We start from the raw sequence: 17,793 nt of genomic DNA, 5'->3' as shown, positions 1-17,793 counted from the left end.
ACACGGAGAACCGGTCGAAAAAGCTCTCCGTACATGATTTTTCGGTCACTTTTCGTCCAATGACGCTGTAGGTGCCTGGAAAATTGCAACTTGCCGCGGCTGCACGACAAGTTGATCGGAGCATCCCTAGGTAGTCTTCAATTGCTCTATATCCAAGTGGGTTATCCACCAGAGTGAGAGGAACCAGACCTGCCAAGTGTCTGCAGGGTTTTTGAAGCCATTCTTCGGCAAGCGGCAGACTGCCGAAAACCTTGGCTGCCTGCTCAAGAACCTTGGCGAATTGAAAGGCTATTGCGCTCTGTGAAGCGTTGAGTCTTAAGCTGCCGTCATCAGTCTTGTGTGGCTTCGACTTGCCCAAAATTCGATCAATTACCTTTGAAGAGGCGTAGAGCTTGGAAATGGAGACCATGGCACGTACGTCTTGCAGCGCGAAACCATCTTTTACCAACAAGAAAATGTTGAGCTGGCTCAAATGCTCGGTTTTGATCTGAGTCAGGCAATCCGTTGGATTCCGAAACCCGGGAGGTGAAATGGGCATCTGGGCACGAGGAGAAACCATAGGGTTCACTGGTCACGTTAGTGGTGGAATGGGTGTAGGTCCATTGTAGTTGGATTGAAAGCGCAAGGATCGAGTGCTGAAGGTTGATCATGTGGAGAAAGAATTTCGAAATTGGGCACTTTCGGGCGAGGCTGTTCTAAATTTTCGCTAAAAAACTCCAAGTGCTTGCGAGTCTCATAGGAAATGAGGCTGTCGCGAAATGAGGCGACTAGCCCTAAGCGTTGTTTCACAAGGGCTCTAGCCGATGCCCTGCCAATTTAAGCGACTTTTCTTGGGATAGTCGCTAGATTAAACATTATTTTTGTGGATTGTCGCCTTATTAAGCATCAACAACAACGAATACCATTTTGTCGAGGATATCTCCCATACGAAGGTAGTTCGGCTGTCATGAAATTAGTCCAAAGTTAGATCAGTAGATTTATTGGCCCTATCTCCGCCCCCGATGGGCGGTCTACCCAGTTGTGGTCGCTAACCCCGGAGGCCGTGGCATGCGCCTACCTAGACAGGCAAAGACGGCGTAGCCGGACACTCGCGCTGCGGCCAAAACAGAATTCTCCGGTCTCCGCACATAACAAACCGCAATCTCCATCCCTCCTTGCTGGGCAATCTGGCTCGGTGGAAGCCTTTTTGCGCAGAGTGTTGTGTTGGTGGCTGCATCTGTTGTACCCACCAATAAGTGATCCGTTTCGTCCAGATTTCTCTAGGCTCTGTACGAAAAGAGATGTCGCAAACACCGCATGGAGCAAGCCAGTGAGACCATGGCGGCATAACTTTTCGCGAGCTTGTCGAAGCGAGTCACGATCCGACGGTTCTCTTTCAGCCAGCCGAACATGCGCTCGATGATGTTGCGCTGTCGGTATTTGGGCCGGTCAAACAGTCTTGGTAAGCCAGGCTTGGGCTTGCGCTTCATCGAGCGCAGCGGGATGACGGGTTGCATTCGATATTGGTCGCAGTAGCGGCGTAGCGCTTCTGCGTCGTAGCCCTTGTCGGCAAGCAGCCATTTGCAGCGCTTGCGCGGGCGGCCACGTTGGCTCGATGGAATGCTGACCTCGTCCAACAGTGGTTGTGCGTAGCTGATGTCACTGGCTTGACCGCCAGAGAGGAGAAAACGCAGCGGTGTTCCGTTGGCGTCGCATAGCATGTGGATTTTGGTTGTCAGGCCACCGCGACTGCGGCCTAGAGCATGATCGGCAGGCTCGTCAGGCCCCCTTTTTTCCCGGCGCCTGATGAGGCTCGGGTTGCGCGTACTGCGGTTGAGTCGATCATCCAGGTTTGCAGATCGATCAAGCCCTGCTCATTCAATCGCAGGTGCAGACGTTTGAGCATCTGCTCTAAAGTCCCTTGGTTTCGCCAGCCCCGAAACCGTTGATACACCGTTGACCATGGGCCGAAGCGCTCTGGCATATCTCGCCATGCAGCACCTGAGCAGAGCACCCACAGCACGCCATCGAGCATCAGCCGGTCGCTCAGTCGGGGCCGGCCTCGGCCATGGGTTTCGATGAAGAGATCGGAGACCACATCCCAGGCCTCGTCCGTGAGTTCGTAGCGCCTTGCCATCACAGAATTCCTTTCCGTTAATGGCGCGTAACTCTACAAAATCTCAGCGCTAAAGGAGCGACGATTAGGTTTCTCGGGATTTCGTACAGAGCCTAGGGCTCCCCCTGGTGGCTTCGCCTTCTGCGATGCAGGGCCCTAGGGCTACTTTTCGTTTGAAACTAAGGACGAACGACCCTCTGACAAGATGAATTTAGTAAATGCATTTTGGATTGAGCATGTACCGAGATGAAGCCTTGATGAAATTCCGTCGTTCCCGTTTCAATTGGAGGCTTCTGCCTCGATTTACTCAGTGATTTGTGCGTCAACCTTGTACTTTTTAATGCTTGAGCTTTGAATTTCGGTATGGCGTTTTGGGTTGCGTTTTATACGTCTATTGTTTTGTGGGTTTTGATCAAGATTCACCTTCGCCTATCAAAAAAGTTGCATTCACAGGGTTGACACAAAGCCAAAATGGAAGTTAAAAATGAAAAAGCATTCAACTTCGCGCTCAGGTAGATGGGTATCACCTGATGGTTTAAAGCATGTCCATCGGGGCTCTACAGGTGTACTTGTCAATTTCATAATCCTTGGTTCAAAGCTATGACCGATACTTCAGAAGATTTGTGGGGGGCGTTAAATAGCTTTACGCCGCTAGAGGAGATAGGGCGGCATAAGGTCGGAAGTGAGCGCTTTACGGTAATTAGCCTCTTCATTGATGGAAAAATATCAGCCGCTGAAGGCATAAATTTACTAGGCATAGGGAAGCAGTATTTTTATAAGTTGGTAGCAAGGTCTCGAGGGGCACGAAATTACAATAAATTAGTGCCAGGTAAGCGGGGTCGTAAAAGCGGGAGCGATAAACTTGATGCTCGCGTGGAAGCAATTATTGATAAAGCTTTTGATGATTACTATTATGGTATTTCTGCTAGCTATGCGAAGGTGTGGTCGGTATGTCAGTCAGAAGCTGATGCTCAAAAAGTTGTGCGTCCCTCTTACTATACGGTCAGGCGAAGGATTAAATCTAAGCCTCCAAGATTATTGTACGAAAGGAAATACGGAAAAGACGCAGCGGAACAAAGATACGGAGCGAGGCCTGGACATAAGAAAACCGACCGCCCACTCCAATGGGTTCAATTCGATCACACCGTCATGGACATATTGTTGGTCGACGAAAATGACCGCCAAGTCATTATTGGCAGGCCTTGGATCAGTTTGGCAATTTGTATCCATACAAGGGTGGTTCTTGGGTTCTATTTGTCTTTATTGCCACCGAGCGCTGTAAGCGTGGCAATGTTAATCGAAAATTGCGTGCTGCCAAAGAATAAGATCTTATTAGCTTTAGGGATGGAGGAAAACCTTTGGCCAGTTCACGGCTTGATGGAAACTATCCATACTGATAATGCTAAGGAATTCATATCTGATGTGCTGGTACTAAACTGCAAGCACTATGGAATTGACGTAAGGCATCGCAATGTAGGAAAAAAACATCAAGGAGGACATATCGAGAGTTTGATTGGGAAGTTCATGACAACCAAAGTGCATTTTTTGCCAGGAACAACGGGTTCAAACGTAATCGACCGGAAGTCATATAGCAGTGAAAAACGCGCATCAATGACGTTTAGTGCGCTACGCAAGTTCATGATTTATCAAGTGTGCGCATATCATGAGACCAAGCATTCTGGCATCGGGAAAAGCCCTATTGAAGCTTGGAATGATTATTATCGAGATGGGGTGGAACCAAAAAGCATTCCAGAAAAAGACCATGATGGTTTTCGCTTTAGCTTTTATCCAGAGTTTGCCGCAAAACAAGTAGTTCCGCAAGGGATAGAGTTATTCCGACGGTTTTATTATGCTCCTGCACTAAAAAATCATATTAGAGAGAAGGTGCTGGTTAAGTATGACCCTTACAACCTTGATGTAATAAGGGTTAAAGTGAATACAGAATGGTTCGTGGTTCCTTGTGTACGAAACTCTTCTGGCAGACATTCGCATTATGAATATTATCGGCATCAGAGGCGCATTAAGTCCATACCAAATGGCACTATGACTAGGCGTGGCAGTGAGGCAGTATATAGTGCAAATCAACTCGTGGTAAATGAAGTAAAAGCTACGACTAAGGCTAGGCGTCTGAAGAAGGAAAAAGGTCTAGAGCAGCATAATGCTTACTCCATCATTTTAGAAGGCGCGAGCAAAAAAAATAATGAAAGCGCTGAAAATTATTCGAACGTTGCCCATGTAAGTGCTAGCCAGGTTGGAGGGCGTAGAGGGCTGATTGACCATTCGATGCCTGGGATAGTCTCGAACCTGCGCTCAAACAATAGTGTAGATTACGAAGATGAGCCGACTTTGTATTGATCGTTCATTAATGAACGATTAAGTATTTTGATTTTTGCCTTAATCCAATTGTTTTTGCGAGACTATTATGTCCGATTTTTCCCACGTGCATCCCGATAGCCATAGCTATTTTTCGTTAACGGATCATGAGCGAACATTGGTGTGCTGTCAGGATATTTGGGTGCCTCATCCCTCAGTTGAAAACCTAATTGCACGTATGCATGTGATGATGCAGATGACAAATAAAATCAATGCCCCCAGTATGCTAGTAATAGGGCCTGGTGGCTCAGGTAAAACTAGCATGATTGAGGAATTGAAGAAGCGACATCGTGTTTGGGCGGAGAAAATGGTATTTGTAACAATGCATCAAAGCCCTAATGGCTATTCATTGAAGGAGTTGATACTGCAAGAAATTGGAGTAGGTGTGTCGCGTCGTGCGCGTCTGAATGAAAATATCTCGCCGGAATTGCAATACTTGATTAAAAGTCAAAATATTCGGGCCATCGTTATCGATGAGATTCATGATGCATTGACATTAACAGACTTCCAGCAGCGAATTAACTTGTCATTGTTGAAGAATTTAGCTGGCTCTAACTATGGTCTCTGTGTCTTTGCATTCGGTATCCCAGATGCCGCGCGGGTATTGAGGCGTGACGCTCAGTTGGCCCGCCGGTATGCTGTGAGGTCCCTAAAACAATGGGGGAATGATAGTGAGTTCAGAAGCTTTGTAGCATCGTACATTTTTCGCCTCCCTTTACGGAAGCCGACAAACTTCAAAGACCAGAAGTTGTTTCTAAAGATAATGGAGACGGGCCAGGGGCTGACCGATAACATTGTGAAAATTTTACAGGCGGCAGCCATGGCCGCAATCACTGATGGCTCTGAACATATTGCTCACAAGCATCTTGACAATATTGAGTATATTATGGATGACCTATGTATTGCGCTGCGCGACGTCGACCAGCTTGAGCGTGAGGGCGGTTTCGCATGAATAGTAGCTCCCGTATTTCCAAGGCAATTAAAGTTCTCCAAGGACAATGCAAGATTGAATATTCGTTCCCTGAATTGACGAATACCATAGCAGAGCTAATACGAAATACAAACATCACTGCTAAGGGTGTAGTCGTTCACCTAGAGGGCGAACCTGGTTGTGGCTTGTCCGCCAGTCTTGAACATGTGGTAAATAAATTTGGTGTAGAGGCAACTAAGGTCAATTATAATTTTAGCTTCGGCAAGCTATCTTTATTGGATAATTTCGCTATTTCTTTGGCAATAAGATCCCCCTACGAGCACCTGAAAAAAGCTCCCTTATATATGGATCAGTACATAAATGAGGTAGGGTTAAAGCTAGTAGTAATTGATGACTTGGAGCGCTTCGAAATCACACATGATAACTCATTGGCTGAATGCTTGGTCGCTATATCGGAAGTCGGAAATGGTCTAGTTGTTCTATATACAACGCACTATCGGCCGCTGGCAAGAAAGATAGAAAAAATTATGAAAGGAAGGGTGAATTTATTTAGAGTTAGAATGTCGCTCGAGTCATCTGATCTTTCCAATGTCGCATTTAAGTTTTTAATCGCTGCGAATGGTGAAACTAGACAAAGTATTAAGTTTTCTGAATGTGCACTTGAACACATCGAGCAGCAAGCATGCCGGCTCGATGAGTTTGTAAAGACCTTAGAGGTGGCTTACGCATATGCGACTTTAAGAAATGATAGCCTACTCAAATTTTCAGGTGCTGAAGAAGAGCTTTCAATTCAAGGAAGTCAGTATGTTGAAGTCCGGGCTATGCTCGAATGCTAAAATGATAGCCGGTGAATCTCTTTCATCTTGGAGTTATCGGCTATGTCAAATCCCAGAAGTGCAGCAGTATATACTGCACAATGCTGGGGGTTATGGACGTGGTCCACGATTATTTTTGTCACTTTTCGAATTTGAAAAGCGTGAAGCTCACTGCGACTTAGATTTTATAAGCCCGGACCATAAATGGAAGGTTCTGCCATTGATTATGGGGTCAGATTTAGAAAGATTCGTCAAGCCTGTTAATGTCGCGCCGATGATACCTTGGGGATTTCGGCGATCTTATTGCGAAGATTGCATGCGTGAAAATCTTCGATCTAATTGTTCTTTGATGCTCAAGATTGCCTGGCGATACGTATCAAAACCATTTTGTGAATTGCATGATGTGTTGCTTAAGGATGTCCCGCGACAGATAGGTGCCGCGTTGGATGCGCCTCGGGCCATATTTAAATGGAATCATAGTATTGAGAGTAAGAATCTCGGACATGCAGAATATGTTAACAACTGGGCCGATTTGCTTAAAACCGCATGTCGTGTTCAGAAGAAACTCGTAAAATTACGTAATCTTCAGCAGGATCGTTGCATTTATCTCTTTGATAACACAATAATGAGCCTTATGCGGGCTCTTCTTACACCAGGCATGGATTTGTATCGTCATTCCGGTAGTAACAGACTGCTAGATATTGTGTCCAGTGAAGGTGAGACGCTATACCTTAGCTGCTACTTGCAGCCGTTTAGGGCTTCTGCAGCTTGTCGCGCGCGCGCGCTTTTTTTTATTGGAATATTGCTAGGGTGGGTTAGTCAAAAGGAGGCCTTTAAGTCACTTCGTGGCGATCCTTGGGAATCAGATACGCCGGAAAAAATATGGGGGAGCGTGTATAAATTTGATAAAGAGCTTTATTATTGGCTTAGAAATAGCTTGATCAGATTCCAGACAAGCGCCCTAAGTATTTGCACTCCACAGTTCGCATAAGTATTTCATGTACACTTATATAGTTCCGATTTACGTTACCCTGGGTTTTTACGTCAAGGTGTCGGGTCAGTTCAAGAGGCAACATCCGTTTTTATGTTATGTAGTTGACGCGCGCAGCTGCAAAATAGTAGGCCATGCTTTTTCGGTCGGTAAGCCCACGATCAATCTCTATGGTAGAGCAATGCTGGGCGTGCGCGCGGAACAGTTGACTCATTCCTCTGACTCCGCTCACACCTCTCATTCGTGTGAATTGTTGCGAATTCGCGGTCCTAGTTTTGTTGGTTCTCTAGCTGACGTTTTTTGTGATGTTGATAAGCCAGTGATGATATCAAAGATACGTAGATCGCGGAATTTGACATTGATTTCTGAGACGATGTTGGCATCTTTGTTGATGCACCATATTTACGAAGCCTTTTCCGATATTTTCATGGCACAAGCAGCAACGATGTCTATTGAGGTCGCTACTCTAAATGCTTTATTAAACCAAGCACTTAGTCGCTGCAATCGATCATTAGATGATTTCCCGCACTGGATCACATTGAGGTAGCGGGTAAGTTTTGCCAAACTACTATTCCAAGCTAATGGAATAGTAGTGTGGTGGGAGAATTGATGTCCTAATTTCCGCCAGCAAAAGCTGTGCAAAAAGAAGGTGCGCTCTCATACTTAGTCTCCATCCTATAAGCTCAATTCTAAGTTGGTCCGTACTCAAACGAACTACCACTATATTTTAAGTCTGAACGGGAGAGCCGGCGCTGCTCGAGGCTAGATTAGGAGTGGCGCAGAGATAGATTCCAAGGCTGATCGTGGTTTCAAATGTGGATTTGCTTTGCGAGACACTGTGCCGCCTAAGGTGGCATTGAAGGCCAAGGTCGAGAGCTCTAGGTGCATGTGGGATTCGTGTTTTTTTGTTACGATCACCGCCACCGAAATGATTTTCTTCACTTGGCAAAAAAAACTTCATTTTTGAGGTTTTCCTACACTTTTTCTTCATTCGCGTGAACCAACGCGACGTATTCCAAGCCACGTTCCAGTGGCTTCGACACTGTCCCTGCGGTTCAACGCTTTTACAGTAGGCTGTCCATGAACGATCAAAAAAGCCCCCCTAGTGTCCATTCGAAAGCAGTCGTTTTCCACTCCTGCTACGACACTGTGCTCAGAAAGGTGGACGCACGATACGATATACGCGGTTACGTTTTGGCTCAGATGGTCAAGCTTTGCCTCCAGAGCCGCGGTACGCTCCCGCTCGCGTACCGCAGCTTTTATGCGCAGTACGCTCAAGCCGAGGCGATTGCGTTCTTGGAAGCGTGTGTTACCCACTTGTTATTCGGCCCGGCTGGTCGCCTTTCACCACAGGAGTATCACTACCAGAGAGATGCATACCAAAACCCGGGCTAGCCCGTAGCCCGATCAGCAGCATTCTGATGCTCACGTGTAAACGCCGTACTCAAGACGGTAGAGGAAGGCCCATACCTCCATATAGCTTTCATGACTCCAAAGCAAGGTGCATGGGGTGTGGTTGCCAAGACCAAGCGCAGGGCTGATCATCCAACGCTGTGCCAGTTCTCCTTTGCCGAGCACCTCCATTGCTTTTCGAAAAATTTGCGCCTTCCTTGTTAAAAAAGCCCCATGAGCAGAGGTCCAGCAGCTGATTGAGGGCTGGTCGCTAATTCCGTGGATCGTGATACTGTTCATGACAAGTGTTCCAAAGGCAAATGTCGAGAGACTTTGATGACACTATGACCTCAGGCGGGGGTTGCACGCCACCGATCTTGTAGGTAAGCGCAGCGACTGCGGACTGCTATGTCAACATACCCTGAGTTTATCGAGTTGCGGGGGAGTGTCGCCTGAGGCCAGTCGGTCATGCCGCTAAACCCGCCCCTGAAAGCCCCGTCTGAATGGCGTCCATAGAGCGCAGCCGCCACGCCTGCCCACGCCTGCAGTGTGGGGAACGGGCTGAACATCGCTGGCTTCAACACGGGGACCGCACCAGATTCGTGGGTTGGTGGTATGACTTCAAGCTCCATCGGCGGCGCACAGTCCTGCATCGCCTCTTCCGAGCTATCATTGCACTTATCGCGGCGAAGATAGCGGTCGCTGCGGCATACAGCCTGGTGTGGGTAGGGCCAGCATGGCGCGTCCGGTGAAGCGTGCTAACAGTCTGCGCCTCATCGACGACACGCGGCTCGGCGTGTCCCTGGATGAAACCTGCGAGCAGGCCAGCGTCGAGGCGCTGTGGCAGGTGTTCGCCGTGCCCGGCCAGGCCCTGCCGGAGTTCGCCGCGCTGGCACTGGATGTCGAGGATTGCCTGCCGGCCGCGCTGCTGCGGGAAAGCCCTTTCCTTCAGCATGAGGTGTTCAACCGCTATCACTCGGAAACCGAGCTGATGCGCTACCTGCGCCGCCTGGCCGACAAGGACCTGGCCCTGGACCGCACCATGATCCCGCTGGGCTCCTGCACCATGAAGCTCAACGCCGCCAGCGAGATGATCCCGGTCACCTGGCCGGAATTCGGCGCCCTGCACCCGTTCGCCCCGGCGGAACAGGCGAGGGGTTACCGGCAACTGACTGACGAGCTGGAAGCCATGCTCTGTGCCGCCACCGGTTACGACGCCGTGTCGCTGCAGCCCAACGCCGGCTCCCAGGGCGAGTACGCCGGCCTGCTGGCGATCCGTGCCTATCACGCCAGCCGAGGCGAGGGCGGGCGCGATGTATGCCTGATCCCGTCGTCGGCCCACGGCACCAACCCGGCCACGGGGCAGATGGCCGGGCTGCGGGTGGTGGTCGTCGCCTGCGATGCCCGCGGCAACGTCGATGTCGCCGACCTGCAGGCCAAGGCCGAACAGCATCGTGAACGCCTGGCCGCGTTGATGATCACCTATCCCTCGACCCACGGTGTGTTCGAAGACGGTATCACGCGGATCTGCGAGATCGTCCATGAACATGGCGGTCAGGTGTACATCGACGGCGCCAACATGAATGCCATGGTCGGCCTATGTGCGCCAGGTAAGTTCGGTGGCGATGTTTCCCACCTGAACCTGCACAAGACGTTCTGCATTCCCCATGGTGGTGGCGGCCCGGGCGTCGGGCCGATCGGGGTCAAGGCGCACCTGGCGCCTTTCCTGCCGGGTGCTGGCAAGACCGGGGCAGTGAGTGCGGCGCCGTTTGGTAGCGCGAGCATTCTGCCGATCACCTGGATGTACATCCGCATGATGGGCGGAGCGGGCCTCAAACGCGCCTCGCAGGTGGCGATCCTCAGCGCCAACTACGTGGCCCGGCGCCTGGAGGAGCATTACCCGGTGCTCTACACGGGCGAGAACGGCCTGGTGGCCCATGAGTGCATCCTCGATCTGCGTCCGCTCAAGGAGAGCAGCGGAATCGGTGTCGAGGACGTGGCCAAGCGCCTGATCGACTATGGCTTCCATGCGCCGACCATGTCATTCCCGGTGGCCGGGACTTTGATGGTAGAGCCGACCGAGAGTGAGTCAAAGGAAGAGCTGGACCGCTTCTGCGAGGCCATGATCGCAATCCGCGAGGAAATCTGTGCGGTGGAGACCGGTGGGCTCGACAAGCAGGACAACCCGTTGCGCAACGCCCCGCATACAGCGGCTGAGCTGACTGGTGAATGGACGCATACCTATAGTCGCGAGCTGGCGGTGTACCCATTGTCGAGCCTGCGCGAGAGCAAGTACTGGCCGCCGGTGGGGCGCGTGGACAACGTCTACGGCGACCGCAATCTGGCGTGTGCCTGTCCGCCGGTGTCGAACTATCAGGATGCCTGAGTGATCTTTCGCCCCCTGTCGCTGACTTGCCAGCGATAGGGGGGCGAAAACCTGGCTATAAAACCCGAACAACAAGGAATTTCCCATGTTCCACAAAAGCCTCACCCTGTCTGATTTCGACCCTGCACTGTTTGACGCCATCCGTCGCGAGACGCAGCGCCAGAAAGACCATATCGAGCTGATCGCCTCGGAAAACTACACCAGCCCCCAAGTGATGCAGGCCCAGGGGACCGAACTGACCAACAAGTACGCCGAAGGCTACCCGGGCAAGCGTTACTATGGAGGCTGCGAGCACGTCGATGTGATCGAGCAACTGGCCATCGACCGTGCCAAGCAATTGTTCGGCGCCGGCTACGCCAACGTTCAGCCACACTCCGGCTCTCAGGCCAATGCCGCCGTGTACCTGGCCTTGCTGCAACCTGGCGACACTATCCTCGGCATGAGCCTGGCCCACGGCGGTCACCTGACCCACGGCGCCAAGGTCTCGTCCTCCGGCAAGCTTTACAACGCCGTGCAATACGGCATCGACGCCAATGGCCTGATCGACTACGACGAAGTCGAGCGCCTGGCTGTCGAGCACCAGCCAAAGATGATCGTCGCCGGCTTCTCCGCTTATTCGCGAACACTGGACTTCCCACGTTTTCGCCAGATCGCCGACAAGGTCGGCGGCTGGCTATTCGTCGACATGGCCCATGTCGCCGGCTTGGTCGCCGCAGGCCTGTATCCAAACCCGCTGCCATACGCCGACGTGGTCACCACCACCACCCACAAGACCCTGCGCGGCCCCCGTGGCGGCCTGATCCTGACCAAGGGCGAGCCAGAGCTGGAGAAGAAGCTCAACTCGGCGGTATTCCCCGGCGGCCAGGGCGGCCCGCTGATGCATGTGATCGCGGCCAAGCAGTGTGCTTCAAGGAAGCCCTCGACCCCAGCTTCAAGGACTATCAGGCCCAGGTGATCATGAACGCCCAGGCCATGGCACAGATCTTCATCCAGCGTGGCTATGACGTGGACTCCGGTGGCACCAACAACCACTTGTTCCTGGTCAGCCTGATCCGTCAGGGCATCACCGGCAAGGACGCCGATGCTGCCCTCAGCCGTGCCCATATCACCGTGAACAAAAATGCGGTACCCAACGACCCGCAGTCACCGTTCGTGACCTCGGGCCTGCGTATTGGCACCCCGGCGGTCACCACCCGCGGCTTCCGGGAGGCGGAATGCCGTGCACTGGCGACGTGGGTGTGCGACATCCTCGACCACCTCGGCAATGCCCAGATCGAGGCCCACGTGGCGAAGCAAGTCGCGGGGCTGTGCGCGATGTTCCCGGTCTACCCAGCCTGATCCATCGAGACGGCCAGCAGCACGCTGGCCGTCGTCTCTACCGAATGCCTGGAGTCACCCCATGTCCACTGAAACACTACAAAAGACACCGTTGCACGCTCTGCACCTGGAATTGGGTGCGCGCATGGTGCCGTTTGCCGGCTACGCGATGCCGGTCCAGTATCCGCTGGGCGTACTCAAGGAACACCTGCACACCCGCGAGCAGGCCGGCCTGTTCGACGTCTCCCATATGGGCCAGATCTGCCTGCGCGGCGTGGATGCCGGCAAGGCGCTGGAGCGCCTGGTGCCGGTGGATATCGTCGACCTGCCGGTGGGTATGCAGCGTTACGCGCTGTTCACCAGCGCCGACGGGGGCATCCTCGACGACCTGATGGTCGCGCGGCTGGCGGATGACGAGCTGTTCCTGGTGGTCAACGCCGCCTGCAAGGAACAGGACTTGCGTCATCTGCAGCAGCACCTGGAAGGCCTTTGCGAAGTGGAATCGCTGTTCGACAGCCGAGCCTTGCTCGCCCTGCAGGGGCCGGCGGCGGCGCGGGTGCTGGCGCGCCTGGCGCCGGAAGTGACCGGCATGACCTTCATGCAGTTCGCGCCGCTACGCCTGCTGGGTGTCGATTGCTATGTCAGCCGCTCGGGGTATACCGGCGAGGACGGCTATGAAATCTCGGTGCCGGTCGAGGCGGCGCTGATGCTGGCCCGCTCGCTGCTGGCCGAGCCCGAGGTGGCGGCCATCGGCCTCGGTGCGCGCGACTCGCTGCGCCTGGAGGCGGGGCTGTGCCTGTATGGCCACGATATGGAAACCCGCACCACGCCGATCGAGGCCAGCCTAGCTTGGGCGATTTCCAAGGTACGACGTGCCGATGGCGAACGTGCCGGCGGCTTCCCCGGTGCCGAGCAGATCTTCGCCCAGCAGCGCGATGGCGTGGCCAGCAAGCGCGTCGGCCTGCTGCCGAAGGAGCGGGTGCCGGTGCGCGAGGGCACGCTGACCGTCAATGCCCGCGAGGAGGTGATCGGCCGCGTTACCAGCGGCGGTTTTGGCCCGAGCCTGGGCGGGCCACTGGCCATGGGTTACGTGCAGAGCGAGCAGGCGGCGCTGGACAGCGAAGTCTTCGCCCAGGTGCGCGGCAAGCTGGTGCCGATGCAGGTAGTGCGGACGCCGTTCGTTGCGCAGCGTTACTACCGTGGCTGAGGTCATGGCTGTGCAGACAGGGGTGAAGCTGCGTGGCGCCGACAAGGTGGCGCGGATTCCGGTGAAGATCCTGCCCACCGAGGATGTGCCACGCAAACCGGACTGGATCCGCGTGGAGATCGCCGCCTCGCCCGAGGTGGCACGAATCAAGGCGTTGCTGCGTAAGCACAAGCTGCACAGCGTCTGCGAGGAAGCCTCGTGTCCAAACCTGGGGGAGTGTTTCTCCGGGGGCACGGCGACCTTCATGATCATGGGCGATATCTGTACGCGGCGCTGTCCGTTCTGCGATGTCGGGCACGGTCGGCCCAGGCCGCTGGATGTGGACGAGCCGCGTAACCTGGCCACCGCGATTGCCGATTTGCGCCTGAAATACGTGGTGATTACGTCGGTGGACCGCGACGACCTGCGCGATGGCGGTGCGGGGCATTTTGCCGAATGCATTCGCCAGATTCGTGCGAAGTGCCCTGGGATCCAGCTGGAGACGCTAGTGCCGGATTATCGTGGGCGAATGGAGGCGGCGTTGGCAATCACCGCCGAAGCGCCGCCGGATGTGTTCAACCACAACCTGGAGACGGTACCTCGCTTGTACAAAGCAGCGCGGCCGGGGTCGGACTTCGAGTGGTCTCTGGATTTGCTGGAGCGGTTCAAGCAGTTGGTCCCGGAGGTGCCGACCAAATCAGGCCTGATGCTCGGGCTAGGGGAGACGGACGAGGAGGTGATTAAGGTGATGACGCGGATGCGTGAGCACGGGGTGGATATGCTGACGCTGGGGCAGTATCTGCAGCCGTCGCGCAGTCACTTGCCAGTGCAGCGATTCGTGCATCCCGACGTGTTTGCCTGGTTTGCCGAGGAGGGGGCGAGGATGGGCTTCAGGCATGTAGCTTCTGGTCCGTTGGTGCGATCTTCCTACCATGCAGATCAACAACTCGGGAATGTTCACCCAGTTCGCTAAAGGCCCGCTGGAACCCTTTCGCTGTAAGGGTTCCAGCGCAGCTGCCAATGCGTTCGGTGAGAGTTGTGGAACCACCGGATAGCAAGCGTGCACGGCGCTAGTACAGGTGTCCGGCTGACTTAGCAAGGAACACGCTCGTAGCCGCGAGTACTTGGTCTGGGTACTCCCTATGCGGCAGGTGCCCACAGTTTTCCAGCATGTGCAAAGTAGGCGCTCGGCTTATCCCAGCACACAAACGCTCGGGATGATGCCGAGTCCCATACTCGTCGCGGTCTCCATGTAGAACCAGCGCTGAGCACTGTACCTGGGCCAGTTGCCTATCAAGGTTCCACTGCCGAAATTCCTCCGAGAGCCAAGTATCGACCCAACTGCGCAAAACCCACTCAGCTTTCTTTCCATGGTACTGCTGAAGTCGTTCCATCTGGCCAGGCAGGGCAAACCGCCGCGCTGCGGAACGGATACCGTCAAGGATCGCGTTGTCGACTGCAGCTTGGGCGGACTCGGTAATCAGTCCGTGGCATGCTTGCGGATGGGCGGCCGCGCAGCCAACCGCCATGCCGCCGCCTACGCTATGGCCGAAAACCACGAATTGGCTTAGTTGGAAGTATTCACGCACTGCTTGAAAATCACCGTGAGCTTCATCCTCGATGAAGCTCGGTGTCAGATTGACCAAGCAAGCGCTAGAGCGCCCAAAACCAAGCCGGTCGTAGGCGATCACCTCGCGCCCACAAGACTGGGCCAACCGCAGCGGAAAATCGCGCCACAGTTCCACACACCCTAGTGAATCGTGCAGAAGCACGATTGGAACCCCGCGTGATTTCCGCGGACTCCAACACTCTGCATACAAATGACCTCGTGGCGTCTCGATCCTGTGTGACTGCTTGGCAATGTCGGTCATACCCGTGCTCCGTTCAAAAGGTAAATCACTTGGTCAGGCCGACTCCGGCGACAGAGAAGATGAGCGGGTTTTCGCTCCTTTGTACAGGTCGTAAACAGTTGCGACGAAAAATATGGCCAAGGAGGGCAGTAACCAAGCAAGGCTGGCGTTAGCCAAGGGGAGTTGACTGACCCAGAGCAGAACACTCGGTGGCAGTAAACCCGCTGCCATGCATGCGTCGATAAGGCCGAAACCCAGTGCGCAAGCGGTTACCGGTATCAATACCCGCGCAGGGCTGTTGAGGCGAGAGCTAATCAGGCTGAGCAGAATGATTGCGATGCAAGGCAGGTAGATTGCGGTCAGCACCGGTACAGACACCGCGATCAGTTGGGTAAGTCCCACGTTGGAGACAGCGAAGGAAAATCCAGCGAGCAGCGCTGCCAGTGTGCGGTAACCGAGCGGCAAGAATTTGCTGAATGCTTCTGCGCATGCGCAGGTCAGTCCAATCGCCGTTACCAGGCAGGCGATGGTGATCAGGAATGCCAGGAGCCAGTAGCCGACTGCGCCGTAGGTATGCAGTACATAGGCATTGAGCACCTGAGCACCATTGTCGGCATGATCGACGAGCCCGCCTGCATGAGCCCCCAGTTCGAAAAGGCTGGCGTAGACCAGGCTTAGACCCACACCGGCAATCAACGCTGCGATGACGCTGTATTTGAACAGCTGCCGCGGCGCATGGATGCCGCGATGTTTCAAGGCGTTCACTACCACTGCACCGAATACCAGTGAGGCCAATGTATCCATGGTCAGGTAGCCTTCCGTAAGCCCTTTACTGAAGGCCTGGGTATCGAACGGTGGCTCAGCAGGACCTTGTGGACCCGCAGTCCAGATGAATGCTCCAACACCGAGGATCGCCAAAGCAGCTACCTTGATCGGCGCAAGGCAGCGGCCCACCGAGTCCAACAGCCGGCCGGGATACAGGGATACCGCCAGGACCAAGGCAAAATAGAGGGCGCTGTAAGCGAACAAGTGCGCAGGGCTGTTGCCGAGCCACGGTGCTACACCAACCTCGAATGACACGGTAGCGGTGCGCGGAGTAGCAAACAGGGGGCCAATACACAGAAAACAAACGATTGCCAATGTGCGCGCAGCCAGTTTCCCCAGTGGCGCGCACAGCTTGTCCATGGAGCCTTCAAATCGAGCCAGAACGACAATCGCGAGTACCGGCATGCCTACGGCAGTGATGAAATAGCCTGCGGCGGCGGTCCATACCTGGTCACCCGCGCTCAGGCCGATCATAGGCGGAAAGATGATGTTACCGGCGCCGACAAAAAGCGCAAAGGTCATGAAACCGAGAGCTAGCAAGTCTCGCTTGGAAAGATTAACCATTGGGATTTTCTTCAGAAAGGTGAACGTTCAGCTCGGCAAGGCCGTTCGCAGAGCAGCAGTGACAACGATGGCGAATACCACCACCGGGAAGAAGGAGTAACGGGTGGCCGCAACTAGGGTGAGGCCCAAGGCAATCAGGTCAGACGGCTGTCCACTGACGAATTTTGGCGCGATCACTGCAATCAGCACACAACCGGGGGCTGCCTCGAGCACCTGGGTGAGCTGTGGGCCGATGACCCGTTTACGCAACAGCAGAAAACCCATGATGCGAGTCAGGTAAGTGACGACGGCCATCCCAAGGATGGTGACCAAGGTGGTGATATCCATCATGGTTTGGCCCACAGGTAGGCGCTGACCAGTCCTGCAACGGTGCCAGCCAGCACATACCAGCCACCGGGGATCAACAGATAAAAGAGTGCTGCAGTGATTAGACTGAAGAGCCAGGGCAGGGCGGCATGCACACCTTTCCACATGCCCTTGAGCAGTACCAGAAAGACTGCCGCGAAGGCCATGTCGAAGCCGTAGCCATGCAGGTCGCCCAGCAGCGGCCCTACCAATGCGCCGAGGGTGGTAAAGCAGACCCAAGTGCCCCAGAGGCACAACGAAACGCCCATGTAATAGCGCAAGCTGAAGCCTGCGCGTCGGCGCGCATCGGCCAGGCCCATGGCCCAGCTCTCATCGCACATGAAGAACAACGCGCCGAGCGCCTGCCTCAGCGGCAAATCCCGCAGGTAGGGTGCCAAAGTCGCGCCCATCAGCAGGTGTCGGCTATTGACCAGCAAGGTCATGGCTACGATCACCAGGATTGCCGGAGGTGATGTCCAGAGCTCGATAGCGGCGAATTCCGAGCCGCCGCCAAAGTTCAAGCCGGTCATCAGCGCGACCTCGCCTGCAGCAAGACTGCGTTGCGATGCCTGGGCGCCGAGCACCAAGGCAAAGGGAATGAAGCCCAGCAGAACGGGTACGGCAGCTATTGCTCCGCGGCGCAAATCGTCGTTGGGTGTTGTGGCTGGGGGATCACTCAGAGCAGGTTCAATGACATTCATACGCACCTCCGTTGGAGGCAAA

The 17,793-nt window shown here is 54.2% G+C and carries 13 protein-coding genes and 2 pseudogenes; 8 read left to right on the top strand and 7 right to left on the bottom strand.

The window, feature by feature from the left end:
• Together L6D80_RS28265 and L6D80_RS28260 are read right to left on the bottom strand one after the other, a co-directional pair.
• The coding region (locus L6D80_RS28265) for an antitoxin Xre/MbcA/ParS toxin-binding domain-containing protein (protein ID WP_236183090.1) at nucleotides 1-538 on the bottom strand (538 nt) is incomplete at its 3' end.
• A 721-nt stretch (nucleotides 539-1,259) separates the two neighbouring features.
• A protein-coding gene (locus tag L6D80_RS28260; protein WP_104148369.1) for an IS5 family transposase occupies nucleotides 1,260-2,116 on the bottom strand; the annotation gives its coding sequence in 2 pieces (ribosomal slippage) (nucleotides 1,260-1,772 and nucleotides 1,775-2,116; 855 coding nt in all).
• 579 nt (nucleotides 2,117-2,695) lie between these two features.
• On the opposite strand from L6D80_RS28260, the gene L6D80_RS28255 reads away from it, so the two are divergent.
• The 4 genes from L6D80_RS28255 to L6D80_RS28240 all read left to right on the top strand — a co-directional run bounded on the left by L6D80_RS28255 (nucleotide 2,696) and on the right by L6D80_RS28240 (nucleotide 7,205).
• Nucleotides 2,696-4,450 carry a Mu transposase C-terminal domain-containing protein gene (locus tag L6D80_RS28255; RefSeq protein ID WP_080641041.1) on the top strand — a complete coding sequence of 585 codons (1,755 nt, stop codon included), beginning with the start codon at nucleotides 2,696-2,698 and terminating at the stop codon, nucleotides 4,448-4,450.
• A 67-nt stretch (nucleotides 4,451-4,517) separates the two neighbouring features.
• Nucleotides 4,518-5,420: a TniB family NTP-binding protein gene (locus tag L6D80_RS28250; protein ID WP_232251875.1), complete on the top strand. Its 903-nt coding sequence runs from the start codon at nucleotides 4,518-4,520 to the stop codon at nucleotides 5,418-5,420.
• Nucleotides 5,417-6,235 carry a hypothetical protein gene (locus L6D80_RS28245; RefSeq protein WP_143524265.1) on the top strand — a complete coding sequence of 273 codons (819 nt, stop codon included), beginning with the start codon at nucleotides 5,417-5,419 and terminating at the stop codon, nucleotides 6,233-6,235. The genes L6D80_RS28250 and L6D80_RS28245 overlap by 4 nt, the downstream gene beginning before the upstream one ends.
• Nucleotides 6,204-7,205: a hypothetical protein gene (locus L6D80_RS28240; RefSeq protein ID WP_143524266.1), complete on the top strand. Its 1,002-nt coding sequence runs from the start codon at nucleotides 6,204-6,206 to the stop codon at nucleotides 7,203-7,205. Before L6D80_RS28245 ends, L6D80_RS28240 begins: the two co-directional genes overlap by 32 nt.
• Nucleotides 7,206-8,630: 1,425 nt before the next feature.
• On the opposite strand, the gene L6D80_RS28230 is transcribed toward L6D80_RS28240, so the two are convergent.
• Nucleotides 8,631-8,897: an antitoxin Xre/MbcA/ParS toxin-binding domain-containing protein gene (locus tag L6D80_RS28230; protein WP_009684887.1), complete on the bottom strand. Its 267-nt coding sequence runs from the start codon at nucleotides 8,895-8,897 to the stop codon at nucleotides 8,631-8,633.
• Nucleotides 8,898-9,360: 463 nt separating this feature from the next.
• Here L6D80_RS28230 and gcvP point away from each other — a divergent pair.
• The 4 genes and pseudogenes from gcvP to lipA form a co-directional block, all read left to right on the top strand.
• Nucleotides 9,361-10,983, top strand: a pseudogene (gene gcvP / locus L6D80_RS28225) (aminomethyl-transferring glycine dehydrogenase); the annotation flags it as partial.
• A gap of 85 nt (nucleotides 10,984-11,068) precedes the next feature.
• Nucleotides 11,069-12,162, top strand: a pseudogene (gene glyA / locus L6D80_RS28220) (serine hydroxymethyltransferase); the annotation flags it as partial.
• A 220-nt stretch (nucleotides 12,163-12,382) separates the two neighbouring features.
• On the top strand, nucleotides 12,383-13,507 hold the full coding sequence (gene gcvT / locus L6D80_RS28215) for a glycine cleavage system aminomethyltransferase GcvT (protein WP_009684891.1): 1,125 nt from the start codon (nucleotides 12,383-12,385) through the stop codon (nucleotides 13,505-13,507).
• A gap of 4 nt (nucleotides 13,508-13,511) precedes the next feature.
• Nucleotides 13,512-14,459 carry a lipoyl synthase gene (gene lipA, locus L6D80_RS28210; RefSeq protein ID WP_099815951.1) on the top strand — a complete coding sequence of 316 codons (948 nt, stop codon included), beginning with the start codon at nucleotides 13,512-13,514 and terminating at the stop codon, nucleotides 14,457-14,459.
• 97 nt (nucleotides 14,460-14,556) lie between these two features.
• Here lipA and L6D80_RS28205 read toward each other — a convergent pair whose 3' ends face one another.
• Genes L6D80_RS28205 through L6D80_RS28190 form a run of 4 tightly spaced genes read right to left on the bottom strand, consistent with a single transcriptional unit; the run spans nucleotide 14,557 to nucleotide 17,771 of the window.
• A complete protein-coding gene (locus tag L6D80_RS28205) occupies nucleotides 14,557-15,357 on the bottom strand; it encodes an alpha/beta fold hydrolase (RefSeq protein WP_009684893.1) in 801 nt (266 codons plus the stop codon).
• Between the two features lie 33 nt (nucleotides 15,358-15,390).
• The gene (gene brnQ / locus L6D80_RS28200) at nucleotides 15,391-16,725 is read right to left on the bottom strand and encodes a branched-chain amino acid transport system II carrier protein (protein ID WP_016486888.1); all 1,335 of its coding nucleotides are present in this window, start codon (nucleotides 16,723-16,725) and stop codon (nucleotides 15,391-15,393) included.
• 27 nt (nucleotides 16,726-16,752) lie between these two features.
• Entirely contained in the window at nucleotides 16,753-17,055 is a 303-nt protein-coding gene (locus L6D80_RS28195) for an AzlD family protein (RefSeq protein WP_033690795.1), read from the bottom strand.
• On the bottom strand, nucleotides 17,052-17,771 hold the full coding sequence (locus tag L6D80_RS28190; protein WP_009684896.1) for an AzlC family ABC transporter permease: 720 nt from the start codon (nucleotides 17,769-17,771) through the stop codon (nucleotides 17,052-17,054). Before L6D80_RS28190 ends, L6D80_RS28195 begins: the two co-directional genes overlap by 4 nt.
• Nucleotides 17,772-17,793 lie beyond the last annotated feature (22 nt).

This window comes from Pseudomonas ceruminis, assembly GCF_021602025.1.
In the GTDB taxonomy this organism is placed as follows: domain Bacteria; phylum Pseudomonadota; class Gammaproteobacteria; order Pseudomonadales; family Pseudomonadaceae; genus Aquipseudomonas; species Aquipseudomonas ceruminis.
This window is presented reverse-complemented; position numbering and strand designations above follow the sequence as displayed.